Annotated in this window: 21 protein-coding genes; 5 read left to right on the top strand and 16 right to left on the bottom strand. The window is 70.8% G+C overall.

Annotated elements, in window-relative coordinates; genetic code table 11:
- Positions 1-70 precede the first annotated feature (70 nt).
- Positions 71-1,423, bottom strand: a complete 1,353-nt coding sequence (locus ABZ855_RS33485) for a class II 3-deoxy-7-phosphoheptulonate synthase (protein ID WP_360813287.1) — start codon at positions 1,421-1,423, stop codon at positions 71-73.
- A gap of 373 nt (positions 1,424-1,796) precedes the next feature.
- On the opposite strand from ABZ855_RS33485, the gene ABZ855_RS33480 reads away from it, so the two are divergent.
- The gene (locus ABZ855_RS33480) at positions 1,797-3,656 is read left to right on the top strand and encodes an anthranilate synthase family protein (RefSeq protein WP_360813286.1); all 1,860 of its coding nucleotides are present in this window, start codon (positions 1,797-1,799) and stop codon (positions 3,654-3,656) included.
- A gap of 129 nt (positions 3,657-3,785) precedes the next feature.
- On the opposite strand, the gene ABZ855_RS33475 is transcribed toward ABZ855_RS33480, so the two are convergent.
- The 4 genes from ABZ855_RS33475 to ABZ855_RS33460 form a co-directional block, all read right to left on the bottom strand.
- On the bottom strand, positions 3,786-4,814 hold the full coding sequence (locus ABZ855_RS33475; RefSeq protein WP_360813285.1) for a 6-phosphofructokinase: 1,029 nt from the start codon (positions 4,812-4,814) through the stop codon (positions 3,786-3,788).
- A 91-nt stretch (positions 4,815-4,905) separates the two neighbouring features.
- Entirely contained in the window at positions 4,906-5,601 is a 696-nt protein-coding gene (locus ABZ855_RS33470; RefSeq protein WP_360813358.1) for a response regulator transcription factor, read from the bottom strand.
- 35 nt (positions 5,602-5,636) lie between these two features.
- Entirely contained in the window at positions 5,637-6,833 is a 1,197-nt protein-coding gene (locus ABZ855_RS33465; protein WP_360813357.1) for a DUF5931 domain-containing protein, read from the bottom strand.
- A gap of 121 nt (positions 6,834-6,954) precedes the next feature.
- A complete protein-coding gene (locus tag ABZ855_RS33460; RefSeq protein WP_360813284.1) occupies positions 6,955-7,683 on the bottom strand; it encodes a lysophospholipid acyltransferase family protein in 729 nt (242 codons plus the stop codon).
- Positions 7,684-7,872: 189 nt separating this feature from the next.
- Between ABZ855_RS33460 and ABZ855_RS33455 the strand changes: the two genes are divergently transcribed.
- Both ABZ855_RS33455 and ABZ855_RS33450 read left to right on the top strand, forming a co-directional pair.
- The gene (locus tag ABZ855_RS33455) at positions 7,873-8,754 is read left to right on the top strand and encodes an alpha/beta fold hydrolase (protein WP_360813356.1); all 882 of its coding nucleotides are present in this window, start codon (positions 7,873-7,875) and stop codon (positions 8,752-8,754) included.
- Positions 8,747-9,334, top strand: coding sequence for a hypothetical protein (locus tag ABZ855_RS33450; RefSeq protein WP_360813283.1), 588 nt, complete (start codon positions 8,747-8,749; stop codon positions 9,332-9,334). Before ABZ855_RS33455 ends, ABZ855_RS33450 begins: the two co-directional genes overlap by 8 nt.
- Positions 9,335-9,349: 15 nt before the next feature.
- On the opposite strand, the gene ABZ855_RS33445 is transcribed toward ABZ855_RS33450, so the two are convergent.
- The 6 genes from ABZ855_RS33445 to ABZ855_RS33420 form a co-directional block, all read right to left on the bottom strand.
- Positions 9,350-10,114, bottom strand: coding sequence for an endonuclease/exonuclease/phosphatase family protein (locus tag ABZ855_RS33445; protein WP_360813282.1), 765 nt, complete (start codon positions 10,112-10,114; stop codon positions 9,350-9,352).
- A gap of 266 nt (positions 10,115-10,380) precedes the next feature.
- Entirely contained in the window at positions 10,381-11,334 is a 954-nt protein-coding gene (locus ABZ855_RS33440) for an ROK family glucokinase (RefSeq protein ID WP_319199481.1), read from the bottom strand.
- A 135-nt stretch (positions 11,335-11,469) separates the two neighbouring features.
- The gene (locus ABZ855_RS33435; RefSeq protein WP_360813281.1) at positions 11,470-11,991 is read right to left on the bottom strand and encodes a DUF5304 domain-containing protein; all 522 of its coding nucleotides are present in this window, start codon (positions 11,989-11,991) and stop codon (positions 11,470-11,472) included.
- A gap of 57 nt (positions 11,992-12,048) precedes the next feature.
- Entirely contained in the window at positions 12,049-13,242 is a 1,194-nt protein-coding gene (locus ABZ855_RS33430) for an ArsA-related P-loop ATPase (protein ID WP_360813280.1), read from the bottom strand.
- 151 nt (positions 13,243-13,393) lie between these two features.
- Positions 13,394-13,834 (bottom strand): SRPBCC family protein, encoded by a 441-nt coding sequence (locus tag ABZ855_RS33425; protein WP_319199478.1) that lies wholly within the window; start codon positions 13,832-13,834, stop codon positions 13,394-13,396.
- A gap of 119 nt (positions 13,835-13,953) precedes the next feature.
- A complete protein-coding gene (locus ABZ855_RS33420; RefSeq protein WP_319200570.1) occupies positions 13,954-14,709 on the bottom strand; it encodes a metallophosphoesterase in 756 nt (251 codons plus the stop codon).
- A gap of 349 nt (positions 14,710-15,058) precedes the next feature.
- Between ABZ855_RS33420 and ABZ855_RS33415 the strand changes: the two genes are divergently transcribed.
- Positions 15,059-16,855, top strand: coding sequence for an AMP-binding protein (locus ABZ855_RS33415; protein WP_360813279.1), 1,797 nt, complete (start codon positions 15,059-15,061; stop codon positions 16,853-16,855).
- A gap of 61 nt (positions 16,856-16,916) precedes the next feature.
- On the opposite strand, the gene ABZ855_RS33410 is transcribed toward ABZ855_RS33415, so the two are convergent.
- Both ABZ855_RS33410 and ABZ855_RS33405 read right to left on the bottom strand, forming a co-directional pair.
- Positions 16,917-18,503: a GMC oxidoreductase gene (locus tag ABZ855_RS33410; RefSeq protein WP_360813355.1), complete on the bottom strand. Its 1,587-nt coding sequence runs from the start codon at positions 18,501-18,503 to the stop codon at positions 16,917-16,919.
- 156 nt (positions 18,504-18,659) lie between these two features.
- Positions 18,660-19,802, bottom strand: coding sequence for a glycosyltransferase family 4 protein (locus ABZ855_RS33405; protein WP_360813278.1), 1,143 nt, complete (start codon positions 19,800-19,802; stop codon positions 18,660-18,662).
- Positions 19,803-19,942: 140 nt separating this feature from the next.
- Between ABZ855_RS33405 and ABZ855_RS33400 the strand changes: the two genes are divergently transcribed.
- Positions 19,943-21,184, top strand: a complete 1,242-nt coding sequence (locus ABZ855_RS33400) for a glycosyltransferase 87 family protein (protein WP_360813277.1) — start codon at positions 19,943-19,945, stop codon at positions 21,182-21,184.
- Here ABZ855_RS33400 and ABZ855_RS33395 read toward each other — a convergent pair.
- From ABZ855_RS33395 to ABZ855_RS33385, 3 genes are all read right to left on the bottom strand, one after another.
- Positions 21,172-22,392, bottom strand: a complete 1,221-nt coding sequence (locus tag ABZ855_RS33395) for a hypothetical protein (protein ID WP_360813276.1) — start codon at positions 22,390-22,392, stop codon at positions 21,172-21,174. The genes ABZ855_RS33400 and ABZ855_RS33395 overlap by 13 nt on opposite strands.
- Before the next feature lie 95 nt (positions 22,393-22,487).
- Positions 22,488-23,507 (bottom strand): NlpC/P60 family protein, encoded by a 1,020-nt coding sequence (locus ABZ855_RS33390; RefSeq protein WP_360813275.1) that lies wholly within the window; start codon positions 23,505-23,507, stop codon positions 22,488-22,490.
- 255 nt (positions 23,508-23,762) lie between these two features.
- Positions 23,763-24,797 carry an NlpC/P60 family protein gene (locus tag ABZ855_RS33385; protein ID WP_360813274.1) on the bottom strand — a complete coding sequence of 345 codons (1,035 nt, stop codon included), beginning with the start codon at positions 24,795-24,797 and terminating at the stop codon, positions 23,763-23,765.
- Positions 24,798-24,930 lie beyond the last annotated feature (133 nt).

The following is a 24,930-nucleotide window of genomic DNA, read 5'->3' as shown; positions in this document are numbered from 1 at the left end:
AAAAGTGCTGTGGGGCGCGGATCGTATGTGATCCGCGCCCCACCACCGTCTGCTGTAACAGGCAGTCCGCCTACTGGTCCCTGTACATCTCCGCCACGAGGAACGCCAGGTCGAGCGACTGGCTGCGGTTGAGGCGGGGGTCGCAGGCCGTCTCGTAGCGGTGGTGCAGGTCGTCGACGAAGATCTCGTCGCCGCCGCCCACGCACTCGGTGACGTCGTCGCCCGTCAGCTCCACATGGATGCCGCCCGGGTGCGTACCCAGCCCCTTGTGGACCTCGAAGAAGCCCTTCACCTCGTCGAGCACGTCGTCGAAACGGCGGGTCTTGTGACCGGAGGCCGCCTCGAAGGTGTTGCCGTGCATCGGGTCGGTCACCCAGGCCACCGTCGCACCCGACGCCGTGACCTTCTCGACCAGCTCGGGCAGCTTGTCGCGGACCTTGTCGGCGCCCATGCGGACGATGAAGGTCAGCCGGCCGGGCTCGCGGTCCGGGTCGAGCCGCTCGATGTACTGCAGCGCCTCCTCGGCCGTCGTCGTCGGGCCGAGCTTGATGCCGATCGGGTTGCGGACCTGGGAGGCGAACTCGATGTGCGCGCCGTCCAGCTGCCGGGTGCGCTCACCGATCCACACCATGTGCGCCGAGACGTCGTACAGGCGTCCGGTGCGGGAGTCGACGCGGGTCAGCGCCGACTCGTAGTCCAGCAGCAGCGCCTCGTGGGAGGAGTAGAACTCGACCGTCTGGAACTCGGCCGGGTCCGTGCCGCAGGCACGCATGAAGTTCAGCGCGTTGTCGATCTCGCGGGCCAGCTGCTCGTACCGCTGGCCGGACGGGGACGACTTCACGAAGTCCTGGTTCCAGGCGTGCACCTGGCGCAGGTCGGCGTAGCCGCCGGTGGTGAAGGCGCGGACCAGGTTGAGCGTGGACGCGGACGCGTTGTACATCCGCTTCAGGCGCTCGGGGTCCGGCACGCGGGACTTCTCGTCGAAGTCGAAGCCGTTGACCGAGTCGCCGCGGTACGTCGGCAGGGTCACGCCGTCGCGGGTCTCGGTGCCCTTGGAGCGCGGCTTCGAGTACTGGCCGGCGATCCGGCCGACCTTCACGACCGGCACGGAGGCCGCGTACGTGAGGACGGCGCCCATCTGGAGGAGGGTCTTGAGCTTGGCGCGGATGTGCTCGGCGCCGACGGCGTCGAAGGACTCGGCGCAGTCGCCGCCCTGGAGGAGGAACGCCTCTCCCTTGGCGACGGCCGCCATCCGGGCGCGCAGCTGATCGCACTCGCCCGCGAAAACGAGCGGGGGATACGACTCGAGCTCCGCAACGACTGCGCGCAGAGCCTCGGTGTCGGGGTACTCGGGCTGCTGCGCCGCGGGCAGGTCTCGCCAGGTGTTGCCAGCGCTCGCGCTGGTCTTAGCGTTCACGGTCACGAGCCCAACATTACGGGGTCGTGTCGGGCGTCCATCCGCGTGCTCATCAAGTGAGACGGGGTTCGCTCGTTCGGGTCCGGTGAGCGGAATGACCGGTCCGCGCGCCGGTTCACGATCCTCGCGCGGCCCGTGGTGTATGGTCCGTCGCATGTTCGCGCACTCGACCCAGAACCAGAACTGGTGGTGGCCCGCTCACTCGGCGGCCCACTGACTGCGCGTACGCAAGTCTTCGCGAAGGCCGCCCGAGGGGCGGCCTTCGGTGTTTTCGCGGACTTGCGCGAACTTCCCCCGCCGGGCCGTTCCTCCCGACCACTGATCACTGATCACTGATCACTGCTCCAGTCATCGATCGATGGAAGAGGAACGAAGAACGATGCGACTCGACCGGCTTCTGCACGACAACCGCCCGTTCGCCCTGCTCCGCCGCCGCACCCCCGGCCACGATCACGCGGTGGTCGAACTGCTGCTCGGCCCGGTGAGCACGTACGACCGGCTCGCCGACATCCCCGACCAGGGGCTCGCCCTCATCCCGTTCCGCCAGATCCGCGAGCGCGGTTTCGACGTCCGTGACGACGGCACCCCGCTCGCGGTGCTCACGCCCGAGGAAACGTACGAACTCCCGCTCGAGGAGGCGCTCGCCCAGCTTCCCGCGCACGAGGTGCGGGTCGAGGGCGGTGGCTTCGACGTCGGGGACGAGGAGTACGCGGAGATCGTCGGGCGGGTGCTGCGGGAGGAGATCGGGCGGGGCGAGGGAGCCAACTTCGTCATCCGGCGGACGTACGGGGGTGAGATCCCGGGGTTCGGACGGGCCGACGCCCTCGCCCTGTTCCGGCGGCTGCTCGAGGGCGAGCGGGGCGCGTACTGGACGTTCGTGGTCCACACCGGGGAGCGGACGCTGGTCGGGGCCAGCCCCGAGGTGCACGTCCGGATGTCCGGCGGGACCGTGGTCATGAACCCGATCAGCGGGACGTACCGCTATCCGGCCGAGGGGCCGACCCCCGAGCATCTGCTCTCCTTCCTCGCCGACGGCAAGGAGATCGAGGAGCTGTCGATGGTCGTCGACGAGGAGCTCAAGATGATGTGCACCGTCGGCGACATGGGCGGGGTCGTGGTGGGGCCGCGGCTGAAGGAGATGGCCCATCTCGCGCACACGGAGTACGAGTTGCGCGGCCGGTCCTCGCTGGATGTGCGGGAGGTGCTGAAGGAGACCATGTTCGCGGCGACCGTCACGGGCTCGCCCGTGCAGAACGCCTGCCGCGTCATCGAACGGCACGAGGTCGGCGGGCGCGGCTACTACGCGGGCGCGCTGGCGCTGCTCGGACGGGACGCGGGCGGGGCGCAGACCCTCGACTCGCCGATCCTCATCCGGACCGCCGACATCGCGCCCGACGGACGGCTGCGGGTGCCGGTCGGTGCCACGCTCGTCCGGGGCTCGGACCCGGCGGGCGAGGTCGCCGAGACCCACGCCAAGGCGGCCGGGGTGCTGGCGGCGCTGGGTGTCGTACCGGGAAGGCCCCGGGAGGCGGGCGTACGGCCGCGGCTCATGGACGATCCACGGGTGCGGGCCGCGTTGGACGGGCGGCGGGGCTCGCTGGCGCCGTTCTGGCTGCGGATGCAGGAGCGGACCCAGGAGCTGGCCGGGCACGCGCTGGTCGTCGACGCGGAGGACACCTTCACGGCGATGCTCGCGCACGTCCTGCGCTCGTCGGGCCTGGAGGTGACCGTACGGCGGTTCGACGAACCGGGGCTTCGGGAGGCCGTCGTACGGCACGAGGGGCCGCTGGTGCTGGGGCCCGGTCCGGGTGATCCGGGTGATGCGGCCGACCCGAAGATGCGGTTCCTGCGGGAGCTGACCGCCGAGGTGCTGCGGGATCACCGGCACGGTGTGCTCGGTGTCTGCCTGGGGCACGAGCTGATCGCGGTGGAGCTGGGGCTGGGGATCGTACGGAAGGAGGTGCCGTACCAGGGGGCGCAGACGGAGATCGATCTGTTCGGGCGGGCGGAGACCGTCGGGTTCTACAACAGCTTCGTGGCGCACTGCGACGACGAGGCGGCGGCGGAGCTGGCGGCTCATGGGGTCGAGGTCAGCAGGAGTGAGGGTGGGGAGGTGCATGCGGTTCGGGGGCCCGGGTTCGCGGGTGTTCAGTTCCACCCGGAGTCGGTGCTGACGCTGGACGGGGCGAGTGTCGTACGGGAGTTGGTGGCGGGGGTGCAGTCCCTGCGGGCGCGGTAGTTGTTTCGTCTGCGGGCCCGGTGGGGGCTTGTCGCGCAGTTCCCCGCGCCCCTAAAGGACGAAAAGCACGGGGCGCAGCCCCTGCTTTTCAGGGGCGCGGGGAACTGCGCGAGCAACCACACACCACCGTCAGCCGAAGAACACCCCGACCTCCTCGTACAGCTTCGGGTCGACCGTTTTCAGTTTCGCCGTGGCCTCCGCGATCGGGACGCGGACGATGTCCGTGCCCCGCAGAGCGACCATCTTGCCGAAGTCCCCGTCGCGGACCGCCTCGATCGCGTGCAGGCCGAAGCGGGTGGCGAGCCAGCGGTCGAAGGCGCTGGGGGTGCCGCCGCGCTGGACATGGCCGAGCACCGTGGTGCGCGCCTCCTTGCCGGTCCGCTTCTCGATCTCCTTGGCCAGCCATTCGCCGACGCCGGACAGCCGGACATGGCCGAAGGAGTCGAGGGACTGGTCCTTCAGCACCATGTCGCCGTCCTTGGGCATCGCGCCCTCCGCGACGACCACGATCGGGGCGTACGAGGCGCTGAAGCGCGAGGTCACCCAGGCGCACACCTGCTCGGTGTCGAAGCGCTGTTCGGGGATGAGGATCACGTTGGCGCCGCCGGCGAGCCCGGAGTGGATGGCGATCCAGCCGGCGTGGCGGCCCATCACCTCGCAGACGAGGACGCGCATGTGCGACTCGGCGGTGGTGTGCAGCCGGTCGATCGCCTCCGTCGCGATGCCGACCGCGGTGTCGAAGCCGAAGGTGTAGTCGGTGGCGGACAGGTCGTTGTCGATCGTCTTCGGTACGCCGACGACCGGAATCCCGTACTCGTCGGTCAGCCGGGCCGCGACTCCGAGGGTGTCCTCGCCGCCGATCGCGATGAGCGCGTCGACCTGCTGCGCGGCGAGGTTCTCCCGGATGCGGGCGACGCCGTCCTCCTGTTTGAGCGGGTTGGTCCGCGAGGAGCCGAGGATGGTGCCGCCGCGCGGGAGGATGCCGCGCACGGCGGGGATGTCGAGGCGTACGGTGACGCCCTCCAGCGGACCTCGCCAGCCGTCCCGGAAGCCGACGAACTCGTACCCGTACTCCTGTACGCCCTTGCGGACGATGGCCCGGATGACGGCGTTGAGCCCGGGGCAGTCGCCGCCTCCGGTCAGTACTCCGACGCGCATGGAAATGTCCCTTCGCCGCGGGTTCCTGACGAAGGATCAGTGTGACGTGCGCCTCACTCTGCGTCGAGGCTCCGTACACTCCGTACCGCTCTCACTCGTCGTCCAGGCCGCGCTGGATCGCGTAGCGCACCAGTTCCACCCTGTTGTGCAGTTGCAGCTTGCCCAGGGTGTTCTGGACGTGGTTCTGGACCGTGCGGTGGGAGATGACCAGGCGGTCGGCGATCTGCTTGTAGCTGAGGCCCTTGGCCACCAGCCGCAGTACCTCCGTCTCGCGGTCGGTGAGCTGCGGCGCCTTGGGTTCGTCGTCGCCCGCCGCCGGGGCCGGCTCGGAGGCGAGGCGGCGGTACTCGCCGAGGACCAGACCGGCCAGGCCCGGGGTGAACACCGGGTCGCCGACCGCCGTACGGCGTACCGCGTCGATCAGCTCCTCCGTCGAGGCCGACTTCAGCAGATAGCCGGTCGCGCCCGACTTCACCGCCTCCAGGACGTCGGCGTGCTCGCCGCTCGCCGAGAGGACCAGGACGCGCAGCCCGGGGTTGGACCCGACGACCTCCTTGCAGACCTGGACACCCGGTTTCGCGGGCAGGTTGAGGTCGAGCACAAGGACGTCGGGGGTGACGGCCCGGGCGCGGCGTACGGCCTGCTCGCCGTCGCCCGCCGTGGCGACCACGTCGAACCCGGACTGGGCGAGGTCGCGGGCGACCGCGTCCCGCCACATGGGGTGGTCGTCGACGACCATGACCCGAAGGGGGCTCTGGCTCCCTTCTCCGCTTGCGGTTCCGCTCATGGGCTTCTCGTCCTTGTTCTCGTTCCCGGTGTCCGTCATCGCCGCCGCTCCGCCTTCCCCCGTGCCGCTCCGCTGTCCTTCGGTACCGTCAGTTCGACCTCCGTGCCCTGCCCCGGCACCGAGATCAGCTGGGCGTCGCCGCCGAGATCGCGCAGTCGGCCGCGGATCGACTGGGCCACGCCGAGCCGCCCCTCCCCCTCGGCCTGCGCGAGCCGCCCCTCCGGGATGCCCGGCCCGTCGTCGCGCACGGTCACGACGACGGAGTCCGGCTCGTCCTCGATGAGGATCCAGGCCCGCGCCCCCTCCCCCGCGTGCTTGCGTACGTTGTCCAGGGCGGCGCCGACCGCCGCGGCCAGCTCCTTCGCGGCGGCCCGGGCGAGCGGCACGGGCGCGCCGGGCTCGGAGAGCGTGACCGTCGAGGTGGCGTACGGGACGAGCAGGGTGCGCAGGTCCACCGGGTCGGGCGAGTCCTGCGCGGTCTCCCCCGCCGGGCCGGCGGCAGCGCCGGACGCCGAGGCCCGTGACTCCGGTACGAGGCCGCCGGAGACCAGGGCGCGCAGGGCGACCTCCTGTTCGCCGGCCATCCGGCCCAGTTCCCCCGCCTCGCCGCCGAGCACGGCGCCGCGCCGCTGCACCATCGCCAGTACCTGCAGGACGCTGTCGTGGATGTCCCGGGCGAGCCGCTCCCGTTCGCGGGTCGCGGCCTCGATCTCCAGGGCGCGGGCGAGGGTGCGCTCGGAGGCGCGGGCGACCTCGACGACGTACCCGATGGCGATGGAGGCGACCCACACCAGGACCACGTTGTGGACGGTGTCGCGGGCCGGGGTGCCGCGCTCGACGAGGTTCACGACGGCGACCAGTGTCGAGGCGAAGGCCGCCCAGCGCCAGCCGCCCTTGATCGCGAAGGCCAGCACCGAGCCGGCCGTCCATATCGACGGCAGCGTGGGGCCGCCCGAGGCGATCCTCTCGTGCGTCTCGGCGACGAGCGTGAGGAGTATCCCGGCCAGCGCGATGGTGAGGTCGGCGGCGAGGAAGCGCTTCGTGCAGTTGGCCGCGTTGGCCACCTTGGGCAGGGTCGCGAAGTTCCAGACGAACAGCACCGAGAAGTAGGCGACGGCCACCCAGGGCCGCGCGAACTCGTCGTAGGAGTTGGCGAACAGCCCGATCGCGTACAGCATCGTCAGGATGCGGTACCCGGTGAGCGCGCGCCACAACGGCTGCTCGACCGACATCCGCACGACCTTCGGAGCACCGGTCTGTCTGCGCCCGGCCTTCTCACGTACGGCCTTCTGACTTACGGCCATGTCCCCCGCCCTCCGACGGACCCGCCCCCGAATCCGCCCCCAGATATCGCTACTTGGTGCTCGACCGTGCTTTCTGCGCCTGCTTCTCGGCCTGTTTCTCCGCCTTCGCCTCTTCGGCGATCCGGCGCTTGGCGGCCGAGGCGTAGATGTCGACGTACTCCTGGCCGGAGAGCTTCATGATTTCGTACATGACCTCGTCGGTCACGGCCCGGAGCACGAAACGGTCGTGTTCCATGCCGTGGTAGCGGCTGAAGTCGAGCGGCTCGCCGATCCGGATGCCCGGGCGCATCAGCTTGGGCATCACCTTGCCCGGCGGCTGGATCTTTTCGGTGTCGATCATCGCGACCGGGATGACCGGCGCCCCCGTGGCGAGCGCCACGCGCGCGAGGCCGCCGGGTTTGCCCCGGTAGAGGCGGCCGTCGGGCGAGCGCGTGCCCTCCGGATAGATGCCGAACAGCTCACCGCGCTCCAGGACTTCGACACCGCTTTTGATCGCGGCCTCGCCCGCACCGCGTGCCCCGGAGCGGTCGACCGGCAGCTGGCCGACGCCCTTGAAGAAGGCGGCGGTCATCCGGCCCTTGAGGCCGGGCGTCGTGAAGTACTCCGCCTTCGCGATGAAGGTGACCTTGCGGTCGAGGACCGCGGGCAGGAAGAAGGAGTCGGAGAAGGACAGGTGGTTGCTCGCCAGGATCGCCGGACCCTCGGCCGGAACGTTCTCCAGGCCTTCCACCCAGGGCCTGAAGGCGACCTTCAGCGGTACCCCGACGGAAACCTTCATCGCGCCGTACAACAACCGAGTGCCTCCTGAGTGTGTAGATCAGACCTTATCCCGCGGGACTGCCAAAGAACCCGACGGCCCTGGTCGGTGTCAGTGCGGTCGCGTACGGTGAAGTACGCCTCGAAGCCTCGTGGCTTCCATGCGTGATCACCCACCCCAGTAACCCACCCCATGAACAGGAGACCGATGGTGCCGGTCCTTCCTGGAGCCGAGCCGTACCGCCATGAGGGCGGGGAGGTCGGAGTCCTCCTCTGTCACGGTTTCACCGGTTCCCCGCAGTCGTTGCGCCCCTGGGCGGAGTACCTCGCCGAGCGCGGACTGACCGTTTCGCTGCCGCTGCTGCCCGGGCACGGCACGCGCTGGGAGGACATGCAGCTCACCGGCTGGCAGGACTGGTACGCGGAGGTGGACCGCGAGCTGCGCGCCCTGCTCGAGCGCTGCGCCCGGGTGTTCGTCTTCGGCCTGTCGATGGGCGGCGCCCTGACCCTGCGGCTCGCCGCGCGGTACGGCGACCGGATCAGCGGCATCGTGGTCGTCAACCCGGCGAACAAGGTGCACGGTCTCGCCGCGTACGCCCTTCCGGTGGTGCGTCATCTCGTGCCCTCGGTGCCCGGCATCGTGAGCGACATCAAGAAGGAGGGTGTCGCCGAGGTCGGCTATCCCAGGGTTCCGCTGCACGCGGCGCACTCGATGCGGAACTTCTACCGTCTGGTCGACGGCGAGTTGCCGCAGGTCACCCAGCCGATGCTGCTGCTGCACAGCCGGGCCGACCATGTCGTGCCGCCGGCCGACTCGGCCCGGGTGCTGAGCCGGGTGTCCTCCACGGACGTCACGGAGATCGTGCTGGAACAGAGTTACCACGTCGCGACGTTGGACAATGATGCGGACCGGATCTTCGAGGAGAGCCACGCGTTCGTCCTCCGGCTCGCACCCGCGGCCGGTGAGGGGGCCGAGGAGTCCAAGGACTCCCAGGACCCGGTCGGACTGGATGCCGGTGACGCGCAGGTACCGCACCAGAGCCGGCAGTCAGACCAGGTGGGGCAGCAGGAAGGGACGGCCACGGGTGGCTGAGCACGACTCCGACCGCGAGCCGGAGGAGAAGGGCGTGCCCTTCGACGAGGCGGCCGCGTGGGCCGCGATCGTCGAGGCGTACGGCGACGAGCCGCCGGACCCGCCCGGCGCGAAACCGTTCAAGTCCGTCGAGGACCTGGCACTGCTCGAACCGGAACCGAATGACGACTCCGTGGACCCCGACCCCAAGGGCAACGCCGACAAGGTGGCCAAGGGCGACGGGCAGCCCGCGAAGCCGCTGGGCAGCTCCGTCGCCTTCGCCCCCGGAGTCGGCGGTCCGCGCGACTACAGCATGCCGGAGGGGTCGGAGGACGACTTCGACGATGACGACGAGGGCCACTTCGTCCCCCCGGAGCCGCCTCCGCTGCCCGCCTCCGACACGACCGCCCGGTTCGCCTGGCTGGGGGTGCTCGGCGGTCCGGTCCTGCTGCTTCTTGCCGTGCTGCTGGGCTGGGACATGACCTGGTGGCTGACGACCCTGGGCATCGGCGGGTTCCTCGGCGGGTTCGCGACGCTGGTGATGCGGATGAAGGGCGACGAGGACGACGAGGAGGACCCGGGGCGGGGGGCCGTGGTCTGACGGCCCCCCCCGTAATCACGGGTTCGCTGCAGCCGGCACTCTGAGGGCGGCCAGGACCGGAAGGTGGTCCGTGGCCGCCCTCAGGTCTGTCTCCGTCACCCCGGGCAGGCCCACCGGCACCCCGCACCCGAGCACCTCGATGCCCGGCGTGGCCAGGATCGCGTCGATCCGCTGATGGGGGTCGGTGGGCGTCGACGTGTACTCCGTGCCCCAGGGAGCGGTGGTCCAGCAGTCCTGGAGGCCGGTGGCCAGGCGCCGGAAGCTGCGGCCGTCCGGGCGTTCGTTGAGGTCGCCGCCCGCGACCGCGTGCGGTGCGCCGAGCGCGGCGAGGCGGTCGAGGAGCAGGCCCGACTGCTCGTACCGCTCCTCCTCGTGCAGGCTCAGGTGGGAGCTCAGTACGCCGAGGCGGGCGTCCCCGAAGCGGACGACCGCTGTCGCGAAGCCTCGGCGGTGCTGTCCGGGGGTGAGGGGGAGGAGGACGTCCTCGGTGCGTTCGACCGTCGCGCGCAGGGAGCACAGGAGGGCGGGGCCGGCGGCGGTGGCGCCGCCGGAGAGGAGTACCTGGCCGGAGGCTGCTGCGAGGCGGGCGAGTTTCTTGCGCCAGCGGAAGAAGCGGGGGGCTTCCTGGATGAGGACCAGGTCGGGGGCGCAGGCGGTGATGACTCGGGCGAGGGCGGTGTTGTCGTCGCGCATCGAGCGGATGTTGTAGCTGAGGACTCGGATGACGGCGGAACCGTCGGGGTTTGTGCGGGGTTCTGGTAGCGGGGGGTTCGTCGCCATGGTGGTCAAGATACGTAGGTGAGGTAAGGGGGGTGGGGGTAACCCGCCGTGGGGGTGCGGTTGTTGGTTGGCCGGCGGTTGGTGGGGGCTTGTCGCGCAGTTCCCCGCGCCCCTATGAGGGGGGTGCGGTTGGTGGTTGGCTGACGGTCGGTGGGGGGTTTTCGCGCAGTTCCCCGCGCCCCTGAAAGCCCGCCCCGTGCCCCTGAAAAGCACACCGCTCGCCGTCCCTGCGAGGGAACGGCGAGCGGCCACAGTCATGGGTGGGTTTACATGATCGGGTCGGGTTCTCTTGCCAGGTCTGCTGCGCCTACCATGCCTGCCTTGTTGCCCAGTTGGGCGGCGATGACGTCGGCGACCGGGCGCCAGTTGCCGCCCACCAGCCAGCGCTTGTAGGACTTGCGGATGGGGTCCAGGACCAGTTCGCCCTCGTCCGAGAGACCGCCGCCGACGATGAAGGCGGACGGGTCGAAGAGGGAGGCCAGGTCGGCGAGGCCCGCGCCGGCCCAGCGGGCCAGTTCGCGGTACGAGTCGACGGCGACCGGGTCGCCCTGTCGCGCGGCCATCGAGATGTGCTTGCCCTCGATGCCCTCGGGGGTGCCGTCGCCCAGCGAGAGGAGCAGCTCCGCGTTCTCGGGGGTCGCGTTGGCGCGCTGCTTGGCGTATCGGACGAGGGCGCGGCCGGACGCGTACTGCTCCCAGCAGCCCTGCGAACCGCAGCCGCACAGCAGGCCGTCGGGGACGACGCGGATGTGGCCGAACTCGGCGGCCACGCCGAAGTGGCCGCGGCGCAGCTTGTTGCCGATGATGATGCCGCCGCCGAGGCCGGTGCCGAGGGTGATGCAGATGACGTTGCGGTGGCCCTTGCCGGCACCGAACTTGTACTCGCCCCACGCCGCCGCGTTCGCGTCGTTCTCGACGACGACCGGCAGGCCCACGCGGGCCTCGACCTTGTCCTTCAGCGGCTCCTCGCGCCAGTCGATGTTGGGCGCGAAGTAGACCGTGGAACGCTGACGGTTCACGTATCCGGCCGCGCCGATGCCGACGCCGACGATCTCGTGCCCGGCCCGCGCGCCCTCGACGGCGGCGGCGATGGCGTCCACGATGCCCTCGGGCGTGCCCGGGGTCGGCACCTTGTGGGTCGAGAGGATGTTGCCTTCCTCGTCGACCACGCCGGCCGCGATCTTGGTGCCGCCGATGTCGACGCCGATGGTGAGTCCCATGAATCCCTCAGTTTCGGTCGAGCCCCGCTACGGACAACGGTACCCGAGGCCCTGTGGCCGGGTTCTCGTCGTCCGCACGGTGGGCGGGCCCGGCGGGGCCCGAAATGAGGGGGCTGTCAGTGATCGAGGGAACTGTCAGTCCAGGTCGATGCGCTCACCGGAGCCGGAGCCGGTTCCCTCGTCCCGGCCGTGGCCCCGGTCCTCGCCGCCCTGCTTCTCCCGCTGGGTCTCCCGGCTCGTCCAGCGGCGTTCCTGGGACTCGACGGCCGAGCGGTAGGCGGCGAACAGTTCGTTGCCCGCGGCCGCCAGGTGGTCGAAGACGTCCGGGTTGCGTTCGATCACCGGCTCGACGGCGGCCTTGGCCTGCTGGACGACCTGGCGCACCACCTGCTGGGCGGTGCCCTGGGCGACCGCGCCCAGCAGCGGTGACTGGAGGGACGACAGCTTGTCCGAGACGGCGTCGACGAGCTTGCGCAGTTCCTCGGCGGCCGAGCCGGGCGGCGGCCCGTACCGGGCCCGGCGGCGCGCCTTCTCGGCCTCGAGGTCCTCGGCGCAGGCCTTCGCCCACGCGTCGGAGTCGGTGGCGGGCGTCTCGAACGGTGCCTCGCCGGCGGCCTCCCCCCGAGCGGCGTCGGACGTGGGGCGCTCTTCGCTCATGGCGGGCTCCTGACTACGGTTCGTCTCTACGACGGTACCCGAATGGACGTACACGGTTCATCGTGTCTGCGGCCAGAGGCCGGGGTCCGGCGTGAAACGGATCCTCAGCTCGCCGTCGCGCAGGGCGGCGCCGGCCACCGTGCAGCGGCGCAGCGCCGAGGGCAGCGGGACGATACGGCGGAACGGGCCTACGGTGAGGACGAGTTCGTCGCCGCGCCGGACGAGGTCGAGTTCGTCGCGTATCGCGCCGGGCAGCGGGATGTGCCAGACGAGCACACCGTCGTCGGCCAGCTGGTCGGTGACGGGCCACTCGATGGGGGCGGGGGTCCGGTTGACGGCGGGTGCGCGCAGGGCGGCCAGGTCGTCGGTGCCGCGCGGGTCGTGTCCGAGGTGCGGGACCTGGTGGACGGCGTACGCCCCGGGGGCCTGGGCGGACTCGGCCCACGCGTCGATCGTCTTGCGCTGCTGGGCGGTGACGGAGGCGAGCCAGGGGTCGGTCGAGGGCTCCGGCAGGACGCGGTTGGCGAGCAGCACGTCGGCGCGCAGGCCGCGCAGGGCGAGTCCGGTGGTGGCGGCGCGTACGGCGTCGGCGCCGGCCGGGCCGGGTTCGGCGACCAGTCGTACGACGGTGTCCCGGTCCTCGACGACCGCGGTGACGGCGGCCAGTTCCACGTCCCAGCGGGCGGCGGCGTCGTACAGCCACTCCGAGGGCATCGGTACGCCGGCGAGGCGGCCGAGTACGGGACGCAGGGCGCGGGCGGCCTGGCGCTCGGCCGGGAGGAGCCGGCGCAGATAGCGGCGCAGTTCGTCGGGGAGGGAGAGAAGGGCGAGGGCCTGCGGGGTGGGGGGCAGGTCCACGACGAGGAGTTCGTACGCCTCCGAGAGCGCGGCGTCGCGCAGGGCGCGCAGCAGGGCGAGTTCCTCGGCGCCGGGGATCGGGGTGACCTCCTCGGGGTCGAGCCGGGATGCGCCCAGGAAGTCGAGCACGTTCGCGGCGCGGTCCTGGAAGGCGGTGAGGTCGGCGCGGAAGCGGGTGACGGCGTCGGGGCGCCAGGCCGTGAGGTGGGGGGTGCCCGGGACGGGGACGGGGGTGGATCCGGTGGGGGTGCCGAGGGCGGACCCGAGGGTGTCGGTGCGGTCGGTGCTGAGGACGAGGGTGGGGGTGCCGTCGCGCGCCGCGGTCAGGGCGGTGGCCGCGGCGAGGGTGGTGCGGCCCGAGCCGCCGGGGCCGGTTACGAGGATGGTGCGCATGGGGGTGAACGGTATCTCGCCCCCGCCGCCCCTACCCGTCCCGTCCCTGGGGCCTGCAGCCCCCGGACCCCCGCCACGGCCCTGAACGGGCCTCGTCCTCAAACGCCGGACGGGCTGGACATCCCGGCCGGCGCTTGAATCGCAGAACCGGCTACTTCGGGTTCTCCACGCGCTTCTTCAAGCCCGCCAGCGCCCGGTCGATGATGACCTTCTCCGCCTTGCGCTTGATCATGCCGAGCATCGGGATCTTGACGTCGACCGTCAGCTGGTAGGTGACCTCGGTCGCCCCGGCCCCGGCCGGCTTCAGGATGTACGAGCCGTCCAGCGCCCGCAGCATCTGCGACTTGACCAGGGTCCAGGAGACCTCGTGCTCGCCGGTCCAGGTGTAGCCGAGGGTCTGGTCGTCCTTGATCGCGCCGGCGTCCATGACCAGGCGGACCTGCTCGGCGCGGCCCTGGGCGTCGGTCTTCAGGACCTCCGCCTCCTTCACCTCGCCGGTCCAGTCCGGGTAACGGGCGAAGTCGGCGATCACCGCCATCACCTCGTTCGGTGCCGCCTCGATCGTGATGCTCGAACTGGTGAATTCCGCCATCGCCGTGGCTCCTCCAGATGCGGTCCGGTGAGGGAGGGTTGGTACGCACGTATGTGCAGCGTGAAGGCTACCCCGCGCGGGACAGGGCGTTGCCACCCGGACCCGGGTCGCCACCGGCGTCACCATTCGAGCGCCCATGGCTTTCCGCTCCCCGCGAAGTGCCCGACGTTGACGCACTCCGTGCCGCCGATGCGCATCCGCTGGGCCAGCGGCTGGTGGACATGGCCGAACAGCGCGTACCGGGGGCGGGTGCGCCGGATCGCGTCCAGCAGCGCACGGCTGCCGCGTTCGAAGCGGCGCGCGACCGTGTCGTACACCAGTTCCGGTACCTCCGGCGGGATGTGCGTGCAGAGCACGTCGACCTCGCCGACCGCCTCGATCTTGGCCGCGTACTCCTCGTCGCTGATCTCGTACGGCGTGCGCATCTGCGTGCGCAGGCCGCCGCCGACGAAGCCGAAGGTCCGGCCGCCGATCTCGACCCGCTCACCGTCGAGGACCTGGGTGCCCGGTCCGGCGTACTCCGGCCACAGTGTCGGCATGTCGACGTTGCCGTAGGTGGCGTACGTCGGGGTGGGGAACGCGGCGAACAGTTCGGCGTACTGCTTGCGCACCGCCTTCTCGATCACCGTCGCCCGGTCCGCCCCGACCCCGGCCCACAGGCGGGCGCCGAGTTCGCGGGCCTCCTCGAAGCGGCGGGCCGTGCGCAGCGCCACGAGGCGGCTCGCGTTCTCGGCGCCGAAGAGGTCGGGGAAGATGCCGCGCGAGTGGTCTGCGTAGTCGAGGAAGAGGACCAGGTCGCCCAGACAGATCAGGGCGTCCGCGCCCGCACCGGCTTCGGCCAGGTCCCGCACGTTGCCGTGCACGTCGCTGACCACATGGATACGCGTCCTCTTCGCACGTGGGTTGCCCCGCGGTGTGGGTGCCATGGCGATCAAGGGTAGGCGTGTGGGGCACGGGTGAACAGAACAGGGGGGTCGCCGACGATTACTGGCCGGTCAAGAAAACCGTGCACTACTGTGCGTAAAAGACACCAATCCCGTGTGATGCCTCGAACATCTCGCCCGACCCCCCTGTCATAGAAGCCATACCGGCGGGTAACGTCCGGGCAGTCCAGTCGTACTCAGGATTTCAACCATGGATCCGTCGAGTACTTGCCCGAGCCATGGACCGCACCGTCGCATCGCACAACGTCGTGGCGCCGGCGCCCTATGAGGAGCAGCAGTCTTGCGCGAGTTCAGCCTTCCGGCCTTGTACGAGGTCCCCGCCGACGGAAATCTGACCGACATCGTCCGTCGAAACGCCGCGCAGCATCCGGATGTCGCCGTCATCGCCCGCAAGGTGGGCGGCGCGTGGCAGGACGTGACGGCCACGACGTTCCTCGCCGAGGTGAACGCCGCCGCGAAGGGCCTCATCTCCGCCGGGATCGCACCGGGCGACCGGGTCGCCCTGATGTCCCGTACGCGGTACGAGTGGACGCTGTTCGACTTCGCGATCTGGTGCGCCGGCGCGGTGACCGTGCCCGTGTACGAGACCAGTTCGCCCGAGCAGGTGCAGTGGATCCTCAGCGACTCGGGGGCCACCGCGATCATCGTGGAACTGGACGGCCACGCCGCCTCCGTGGCGTCGGTGCGCGATCAACTGCCCGAGCTGAAGCACGTCTGGCAGATCGAGGCCGGCGCGGTGGAGGAACTGGGGCGGGCCGGTCAGGGCGTCTCGGACGCGACCGTCGAGGAGCGCGGCGCGCACGCGAAGGCCGACGACCCGGCGACCATCGTGTACACGAGCGGTACGACCGGCCGGCCCAAGGGCTGTGTGCTGACGCACCGCAGTTTCTTCGCCGAGTGCGGGAACGTCGTCGAGCGGCTTCGACCCCTGTTCCGTACCGGGGAGTGCTCGGTCCTTCTCTTCCTTCCCCTCGCGCATGTCTTCGGGCGGCTGGTGCAGATCGCGCCGATGATGGCGCCGATCAAGCTGGGCACCGTCCCGGACATCAAGAACCTCACCGACGAACTGGCCTCGTTCCGGCCGACGTTGATCCTCGGTGTGCCGCGCGTCTTCGAGAAGGTCTACAACTCGGCGCGGGCCAAGGCTCAGGCGGACGGCAAGGGCAGGATCTTCGACAAGGCCGCCGACACGGCGATCGCGTACAGCCGGGCGCTGGACACCCCGTCGGGCCCGTCCCTGGGCCTGAAGATCAAGCACAGGACGTTCGACAAGCTGGTCTACAGCAAGCTGCGCGCGGTCCTCGGCGGCAAGGGCGAGTACGCCATCTCCGGTGGCGCTCCGCTCGGTGAGCGGCTCGGGCACTTCTTCCGGGGCATCGGCTTCACGGTCCTCGAGGGCTACGGGCTCACCGAGTCCTGTGCCGCCACCGCGTTCAACCCCTGGGACCGGCAGAAGATCGGCTCGGTGGGCCAGCCGCTGCCCGGCTCGGTCGTGCGCATCGCCGACGACGGCGAGGTCCTGCTGCACGGCGAGCACCTGTTCAAGGGGTACTGGAACAACCCCGGCGCCACCGAGGAGGCGCTGGCGGACGGCTGGTTCCACACCGGTGACATCGGGACCCTCGACGAGGACGGCTTCCTGAGCATCACCGGCCGTAAGAAGGAGATCATCGTGACCGCGGGCGGCAAGAACGTCGCCCCGGCCGTGATCGAGGACCGCATCCGCGCGCACGCGCTGGTCGCGGAGTGCATGGTGGTGGGCGACGGACGGCCGTTCGTGGGCGCGCTCGTCACCATCGACGAGGAGTTCCTGGGTCGTTGGGCCGACGAGCACGGCAAGCCGGCCGGGTCCACCGCGGCGTCGCTCGCCCATGACCCGGATCTCCTCGCGGCGGTCCAGGACGCGGTCGACGACGGCAACGCCGCGGTGTCGAAGGCGGAATCGGTGCGGAAGTTCCGCATTCTGGCCTCCCAGTTCTCCGAGGAGTCGGGCCACCTGACGCCGTCCCTGAAGCTCAAGCGCAATGTGGTGGCGAAGGACTACGCGGACCAGATCGAGGCGATCTACCAGGGTTAGTAAACCCAGTTGGCCCGGCTGGCTTAGCCGGCCCGGTCGGCCCTGCTGAACCCCTTGGCCGTCATGGCGCGGTGTCCTCGGCGAGGACCCGCGCCATCGTCCGTTCCGCGAGCGCGGTGATCGTCACGAACGGGTTCACCCCGATCGACCCGGGCACCAGCGAACCGTCGGTGATGTACAGCTTCGAATACCCCTTCACCCGCCCGTAGTTGTCGGTCGCCTTGCCCAACACGCAGCCGCCCAGCGGGTGGTAGGTGAAGTCGTCGGCGAAGATCTTGTTGCCCGAGCCGAACAGGTCGTACCGGTACATGGTGGAGTTGGCCGAGTTGATCCGGTCGAACAGCTTCTTGGCCATGGCGACGGACACCGCGCTCTGGGCGGCGCTCCACCGCAGCCGCGCCGAGTCGGTCGCCGCGTCGTAGGTGAACGAGGCCCGCTCCGGGTTCTTGGTGATCGCCAGATAGAGGCTCACCCAGTGCTCCAACCCCGTTGGCAGCGGGGCGATTTCGGCGAAGACCGGGTTGGCGGTGTTGGCCCAGTCGTCGATGCCCATGACCGGCATCGTCGACTGGTTGGCCCCGACGGTGTCCCACAGGTGGTTGGCGCGTCCGAGCATCACGTTGCCGTTGGTCCCCCACCCGGTGCCCACGTCGGCGTTGAGCGCGGGCAGTGTGCCCGTCTCCCGGGCCCGCACGAGGAGTTCGGTGGTCCCGACGCTGCCGCCGCCGAGGAACAGATAGGTGCACCCGTACTGCTTGGTCTGGACGACGGCGCCCGTCTCGTCGATCCGGTCGGCGGTCAGGACGTACGTCCCGTCGGCGGCCCGGGTGATCGCCCTGACGCGTTCCATGGTGTTGATGGTGACGTTGCCGGTGCCGAGCGCGGAGGCGAGGTACGTCTTGTCGAGGCTGCGCTTGCCGTAGTTGTTGCCGTAGATGACCTCCTGGCCGAGCGCGGACTTGGTGGCCGTGCCGGCCGCCTCGCGCTGCATGTAGTCGAAGTCGTAGACGCTGGGTACGAAAGTGGTCTTCAGGCCCGTCTTCTCGGCGTGCTTGCGGGAGATCCGGCTGAAGCGGTACCACTCCGTGGACTCGAACCAGGCGGGGTCCACGCTGTTGACACCGAGCATCGCGCGGGCCCGCGGGAAGTAGGTGCCGTACATCTCGGCGGTGTTGACGCCGGGGAACTGCTCGGCGAAGTACGACTGGAGCGGGGTGACCGCCATGCTGCCGTTGACCAGCGAACCGCCGCCGACCCCGCGGCCGAGGAACACGGACATGGCGTCGTAGTGCACACGGTCCAGGGCGCCGGGGTAGGGGGTGATGTCCTTGTTGACGACGTCCAGCCACAGGAAGCTGGCCAGCGGCGCCTCGGTGCGGTTCTTGAACCACATGGAGCGCTTGTCGGGGGCGGCGGTGGAACAGAAGATCTTGCCGTCGGGGCCCGCCGTGTTCCAGAGGCGGCCCATCTCGAGGACGAGGGTGCGGATGCCGGCCTGGCCGAGGCGGAGGGCGGCGACCGCGCCGCCGTACCCGGAACCGATGACGATGGCGGGGGCGGACTCGACGGCGGCGGGTTCGACGGCCTGGGCGGACTGGAGGCCGACGCGGGTGAAGCCGAGGGCGGCGGCCGTCTGGAAGGCGGCCATGCCCAGTATTTGACGTCTCGTCAGCTGATGCTGCATCAACTGACGGTGTATCAGCTTTTCTGTCATGACCGCAGCATCGGCGGAATTTCGACTTCCGCCTAGTAGGTGCGTACCTTTATGTCGTCGGATGTGTCCGGGCGTTTCGGGCGCCCGGCGTCACAGCAGCTTCTTCAGCTCCTCCGCGAGCAGGTCCCAGCGCCATCGCTCCTCGACCCAGGCGCGCCCCCGCTCCCCCATCCGGGCGCGCAGTTCGGCGTCGCCGAGCAGGACGGTGATGCGGTCGGCGGTCTCCTCCACGGAGCGTCCGCGCACCACCCAGCCGGTCTCGCCGTCCAGGACCGCGTCCGGCGCGCCCCCCGAGTCGCCGGCGACCACGGGCAGTCCCGTCGCGGACGCCTCCAGGTACACGATCCCGAGCCCCTCGACGTCCAGACCGCCCCGGCGCGTCCGGCACGGCATCGCGAAGACGTCCCCGGCCCCGTAGTGGGCGGGCAGCTCGGACCAGGGCACCGGACCGGTGAAGCGGACCGAGTCGACGACACCGGTCTCGTGGGCGAGTTTGCGCAGTTCCCGCGCGTAGGGGCCGCCGCCGACGATCAGCAGGACCGTTTCCGGCTGGGCCGCGAGGATGCGGGGCATCGCCAGGATCAGCGTGTCCTGCCCCTTGCGCGGGACCAGCCGCGAGACGCACACGATGACAGGCCGGTCGGTGAGCCCGAGCCGGGCGCGGACCGCGGCGCCCCCCGACCCCGGGTGGAAGGTCTTCTCGTCGACCCCGGGCGGCAGCTGGACCATCCGCCGGGCCGCTCCCGGAGTCAGCGCGCCGGCGATCCGCGACCGCGTGTACTCGCCGAGGTAGGTGATGGTGTCCGTCGACTCGCCGATCCTGCGCAGCAGTTGACGCGCCGCCGGCAGCTGCGCCCACCCCGCCTCATGACCGTGGGTCGTCGCCACAAGCCGCTCGGCGCCCGCCTTCCGCAGGGCCGGAGCCATCAGCCCGAGCGGCGCCGCGGCCCCGAACCACACCGACGCGCACCCGTGTTCACGCAGCAGCCCGACGGCCCGCGCGGTGACCGCGGGCGTCGGCAGCAGCATCGTCGTCCGGTCCCGCACGACGGTGAAGGGCTGCTCGGCGTCGAAGGCGGCCGTGGCCCGGGCCCCCTCGGGGCCCCGCTTCCAGGTGGAGGCGTAGACGACGAGCCGGCCGGGATCGAGCCGCAGGGCCATGTTGTGCAGGAAGGCCTGGATGCCGCCCGGCCGGGGCGGAAAGTCGTTCGTCACGATCAGGGTCTTTCGCATCGCCGACGACCCTACCGAACCCCTCCCCGCACCCTTCCAGAACCCTCACAGCTGTCCGGCCCGGTTTGCGGCATTCGCACAGCCGCTCGGGAGATCATGGCCGCACGCACGACGGCGCAGAGGCACGAACAGGGGTTCAGGTGGACATCGCGAGCAGAGGACGGCGGCGGCTCCCCGTGGCACTGCTGGGCACCTGGGGACTGACCCGGCTGCTCCTGCTGCTCTTCGTGTTCAAGGTGCTCGTCTTCCCCGGCCCGGACGTCACGAGCGACGTCTCGGTGATCTACCACGGCTGGTACGAGGTACTGAGCCACGGCACCTTCCCCCTCGCCGACGTCACCTGGCAGTACCCGCCCGCCGCCGCCCTCGCGATCCTCTCCCCCGCCACCCTGCCGTTCCTGGACTACGCGACGGCCTTCTTCGTCCTGGCCTTCCTCGCCGACCTGGTCGTCCTGGCCCTCCTCCGGTACGCGGGCGCACGCCCCGGCGGGACGCAGCGCGGCACCTGGGTCTGGGTGGTGGGCGTCCCGCTGCTGGGCCCGACCGTCTACGCCCGGTACGACGTGATGGTGACCGCCGTGGCGGTGGCCGCGCTGCTCGCCGGGGCCCGGCATCCGCGTCTCATGGGCGCCCTGGCGGGCTTCGGGGCCCTGCTGAAGGTCTGGCCGGCGCTGCTGCTCGTCGGGGCCGTACGGCGGCGGGCGTGGGCCTCGGCGGCCGTCACCGTGGCCGCGCTGGCCGCGCTGTTCGCGGTGGCCATGCCCGGCGCCTTCGCCTTCCTGACCTTCCAGGGCGACCGGGGCACCGAGGTGGAGTCGCTGGGCGCCCTCGTCTTCCATGTCGGCCGGCAGTTCGGCTGGGAGGGCCGGGTGGCACTGAACTACGGCTCCATCGAATTCCTGGGCCCGTATGTGAAGACCGTGAGCACGGTGGCATTGCTGCTGAGCGTCGTCGCCTTCGGCTGGCTGCTGCTGTGGCGGCTGCGCGCCACCCGCTTCCTGCCGCACACCCTCGCCGACGCGGCCTTCGTGGCGGTACTGCTGTTCACGGTGACCAGCCGGGTGATCAGCCCGCAGTACATGGTGTGGCTGGTCGGCCTGGCCGCCGTCTGCCTCTGCTTCCGCGCGAGCCGGATGACCCTGCCCGGCGCCCTGGTCGTCGTCGCCTGTCTGTTGACGGTCCTGGAGTTCCCCGTCGGCTTCGGACACGTGGTCGCCAGCGATGCCTACGGCATGGCTCTCCTGTTCACCCGCAACGGCCTCCTGCTCGTCGCCTCCCTCACGGCCGCCCGTGAGCTGTGGCGTACGACGGCTCCGCCCCGGGCGCAGCTCCCGCCACTGCCCGACCAGGCCACCCGCACCAGGGAGACTCAGCCGAGCTGAGCGCGGACATAGTCCCGCCAGAGCGCGGTGAACTCCTTCGGCGTGGTCCCCAGCACGTCAGCCAGCGCCCCTTCGACGGCCCCCGCCCGCGTCCCGTGCGCCCCCACGGCCCGGTAGAACTCGCCGAGCCGCGTCTCGCCCCACCGGTCGGCGATCATCCGGCACGCCAGCCAGCCGCTCTCGTACGCCCGGGCCAGCTTCGCCCCGTCCCCGTCGAAGCCGAAGTCCGCGTCCACGGGAAGCGCGTCCGGCACCTCGCCCGAGTCCACGACGCGCGCCAGTTCGGGCGCCACCTGAGTCGGCGTACGGCCCGTGGACCGGTAGCCGACCCAGTCCGCGTACCCCTCGGAGAGCCACAGGGGCGTGGCGGCCGAGGTGGCGGTACGGGTGGCCACATGCGTGGTCTCGTGGGTGAGCACGACCTGCTTGCCGAAGTCGCCGAGCACGCTGTACGCGTCGGGGTTGACGATGATCCGGTCCGCGGGCGCCCGCACCGACCCGCCCGTCTCCCCGGTCGTGACGGCGGCTATCCCCCGGTACGAGGAGGCGGGTGACCCGAGCAGCGCCGCCATCCCGTCCAGCGACTTCGGTACGAGGACCACGATCCGCCTCGTCCACGCGCCGCCCCACGCCTGGGTCACCAACGGCACGGCACGGTCGGCGAGGCCCGCGTACCGGCTCAGGGTCCGCGTCGACTGGCCGACCCCCAGTACGAGGCTGTGGGTGCCGCGTACGGCCGTCACCGTCCCCTGGTCCCACAGCTGCTGGCCGGCCTCGCGGGCGGGCCGGTCGGCGTCGACGTACCAGTGGCCGTCGGCCCGTTCCGTGAGGCTCAGTGTCCGGCCGGTGTTCAGGGGTGCCTTGTCGATGCCCTCGACGCGGTAGCTCAGCTGCACGTCGGCGGTGGCCTCGCCGTCCCCGGTGGGGTGCAGGGCGGTCAGACGGTACGACCAGGCCGCCAGCGGGAGCGCGCGCAGCCGGGTGAACTCCGCCGGCGCACCGGTCCGCGCGTACGCCGGTGCGTCGCCGGCGAGGACCGCCGCCGCCCGCCGGTCGAGCAGCTGCTGTACGTCGGCGGACGCGGTGTCGGTCTCCGACCGGCTGTCGCACGCGACGAGGCCGCCGAGCGAGCCGACCAGCAACCAGAGGGCCACGAACCGGACCCGCCATCCACCTCGGGCATCCCACGTACGCCTTCGACCAGCCACGCCGACGATCGTACGGGCCGATTGTCAGGAAACCGAGAAAACGAGAAAACGCGAAAAAGGGGACGTTCAGACCCGTGGAGGCCCGTGCAGACCCGTCAGACCCTGGTGACCGACGAGACCGGCATCATGCCCACCGGGTCGTACCGCACCGGCGCGCCCGGATACGGGGCGTGGATCACCTGGCCGTTGCCCACGTACATCCCGACGTGGCTGGCGTCGGACCGGTAGGTGACCAGGTCACCGGGTTGCGCCTGGGAGAGCGGGACCTGCTGTCCGGCGTACCGCTGGGCCTGCGAGGTGCGCGGCAGGGAGACCCCGGCCTTCGCGTACGACCACTGCATCAGGCCCGAACAGTCGAAGCCCGAGGGCCCGTTGGAGCCCCAGATGTACGGGCTGCCCAGGGCCGCGCGGGCGGCGGCGACGGCGGCTGCCGCGCGGGCGCTCGGCGCGGCGGCGTTGCCCGGGTCGGGCAGGTCGGCGCGCTCGGAACGGGAGGCCCGGTCGTAGGCGGCGCGGTCGGCGGAGGGCAGCGAGTTGAGCAGCGCCCGCGCCTTCGCCAGTTTCCGTTCGACGGTCCGCTTGTGCTCGGCGACCGCCCTGCGGCTGCGGTCGAGCTCGGTGAGCCGGCCGGTGGCCTCCGTGCGCTCCTGGTCGAGTTCCCGCATGGCCGCCTGGAGTTCCCGCAGCTCACCGGCCTGGTGGACGTTGATCCGGTCGAGCGCGGCGGCCTTCTCCAGATAGTCGTCCGGGTCGTCGGAGAAGAGCAGCGCGAGCGAGGGGTCCATGCCCCCGGACCGGTACTGGGCGCCCGCGAGCGAACCGAGCGCCTCCCGCATGGTGTTGATGCGCTGCTGCTGCCGGGCGATCCGGTCCTGGGCCCGGGTCACCTGCTCGCGCAGCGCGTCGGCGCGCTCGTCGGCCCGGTTGTAGGACTCGGTGGCCTTCTCGGCCTCCGCGTAGAGCCGGTCGACCTCGGCCCGGGTGCTGTCGGCGGGCGCGGCCACGGCCGACGGAACGGCGGCGCCGAGAGCGGCCACGGCGGCCGACAGTACGCAGAGCGCGGCAGTGGCGCCCCGGTCGAACCCGGACGGTGCAAGGCGGCGATGGAACCCCACGAGAAGCCGCACTCCTTCCGCTGGCGGACGCTGACGATCCCCCGGTGTTGGGGGCGGGCCGACAGTAGCCGCGCGACCGCGCACCGGCCAAAGACCTCGACGGCCACGCACAGTGACGCCCCGCCTATGACGCAGGTCATGGGCGGGGCGTGGGGTCAGCGGAAGTTGTTGCGATTCGCCCGTTCGGGCGTCAACGTGTCCTGATCTTGAAAAGACCCGGAAGGAGTACGACGATCCGATCCGGCGAAGAGCAGATCAGATCCGTACGCCGAACTGGAACGGCATGTTGTCGATCGACTCGTACCGGACGACCGTGCCGCTGCGCGGAGCGTGCAGGACCTGGCCGTTGCCGGCGTAGAAGCCGACGTGGTGGTGGTCGGCGTAGAAGATGACCAGGTCACCGACCTGGAGATCACTCTGCGAGTAGATGCGCGTACCGGCGTTGGCCTGGTCCTGCGAGGTACGGGGGATGTGGATGCCGACCTGGGCGAACGACCAGGAGGTGAAGCCCGAGCAGTCGAAGGTGTTGGGGCCCGAGGCGCTGTAGACGTACGGCGAGCCGATCTTGCTCTGCGCGACCGCGTACGCGGAACCGGCGCGGCCCGTGACATGCGAACCGCCACCGTCGAGGGCGGAGCGCTCACTGGCCCGGCTGGCGCGGGCGTCGGCGGCGGCGATGGCCGCCCGCTGCGCGGCCGTCATGGAGTTGAGGAGCTGACGCGCCTCGGTGAGCTTGCTCTGGACTTCCTTCTTCTTCTTGGCCAGCTCGCTGCGGGTGTCCGCGAGATCCTTGAGCTTCTCGGTGGCCTCCGAGCGCTGCTGGGCGAGCGCGCGCTGCTTCTCCGTGACCTTCTTGAGCGTCTCGACCTGCTGACTGCTCAGCTGGTCCATCGTGGACGCCTTGTCGAGGTAGTCGTCCGGGTCGGCGGAGAGGAACAGCTGCACGGAGGGGTCGATGCTGCCGGTGCGGTACTGGGCGGCGGCGGCGAGTCCGAGGCTGTCGCGCAGGTCGTTGAGGTCCGCCTGACCGCGGGCCACGTTGTCCTGGAGGGTGGAGATCTCCTTCTCCAGCCGGTCCTGCTTCTCCTCGGCCCCGTTGAGCTTCTCGCTGGCCTGCTCGGTCTGCTCGTAGAGCTTGTCGACCTTCGCCTTGACCTCGTCCATGCTCGGCTTCTCACTCGGAGCGGCGTTGGCGGCGTTGGCACTGAGGGCCACGGCTGCGGCTGCGGCGGTGGTGAGCACGGTCACGCGGGTGCGGCTCGGCTGCTTCGGTCGACGATGGGACGCCACGGAGGCGAACTCCTTCTTCTCCCGCCGTCACTCCCTTTGAGTGATCACCCGAGCGGAGGTTCGAGGCATGACCCTAGTGACCTTCCTGTGATCACTTCAAATCCTGGCATGAAAAATGTTTGTCACTCACCGC

Source organism: Streptomyces sp. NPDC047042 (assembly GCF_040644035.1).
Lineage (GTDB): Bacteria > Actinomycetota > Actinomycetes > Streptomycetales > Streptomycetaceae > Streptomyces.
This window is presented reverse-complemented; position numbering and strand designations above follow the sequence as displayed.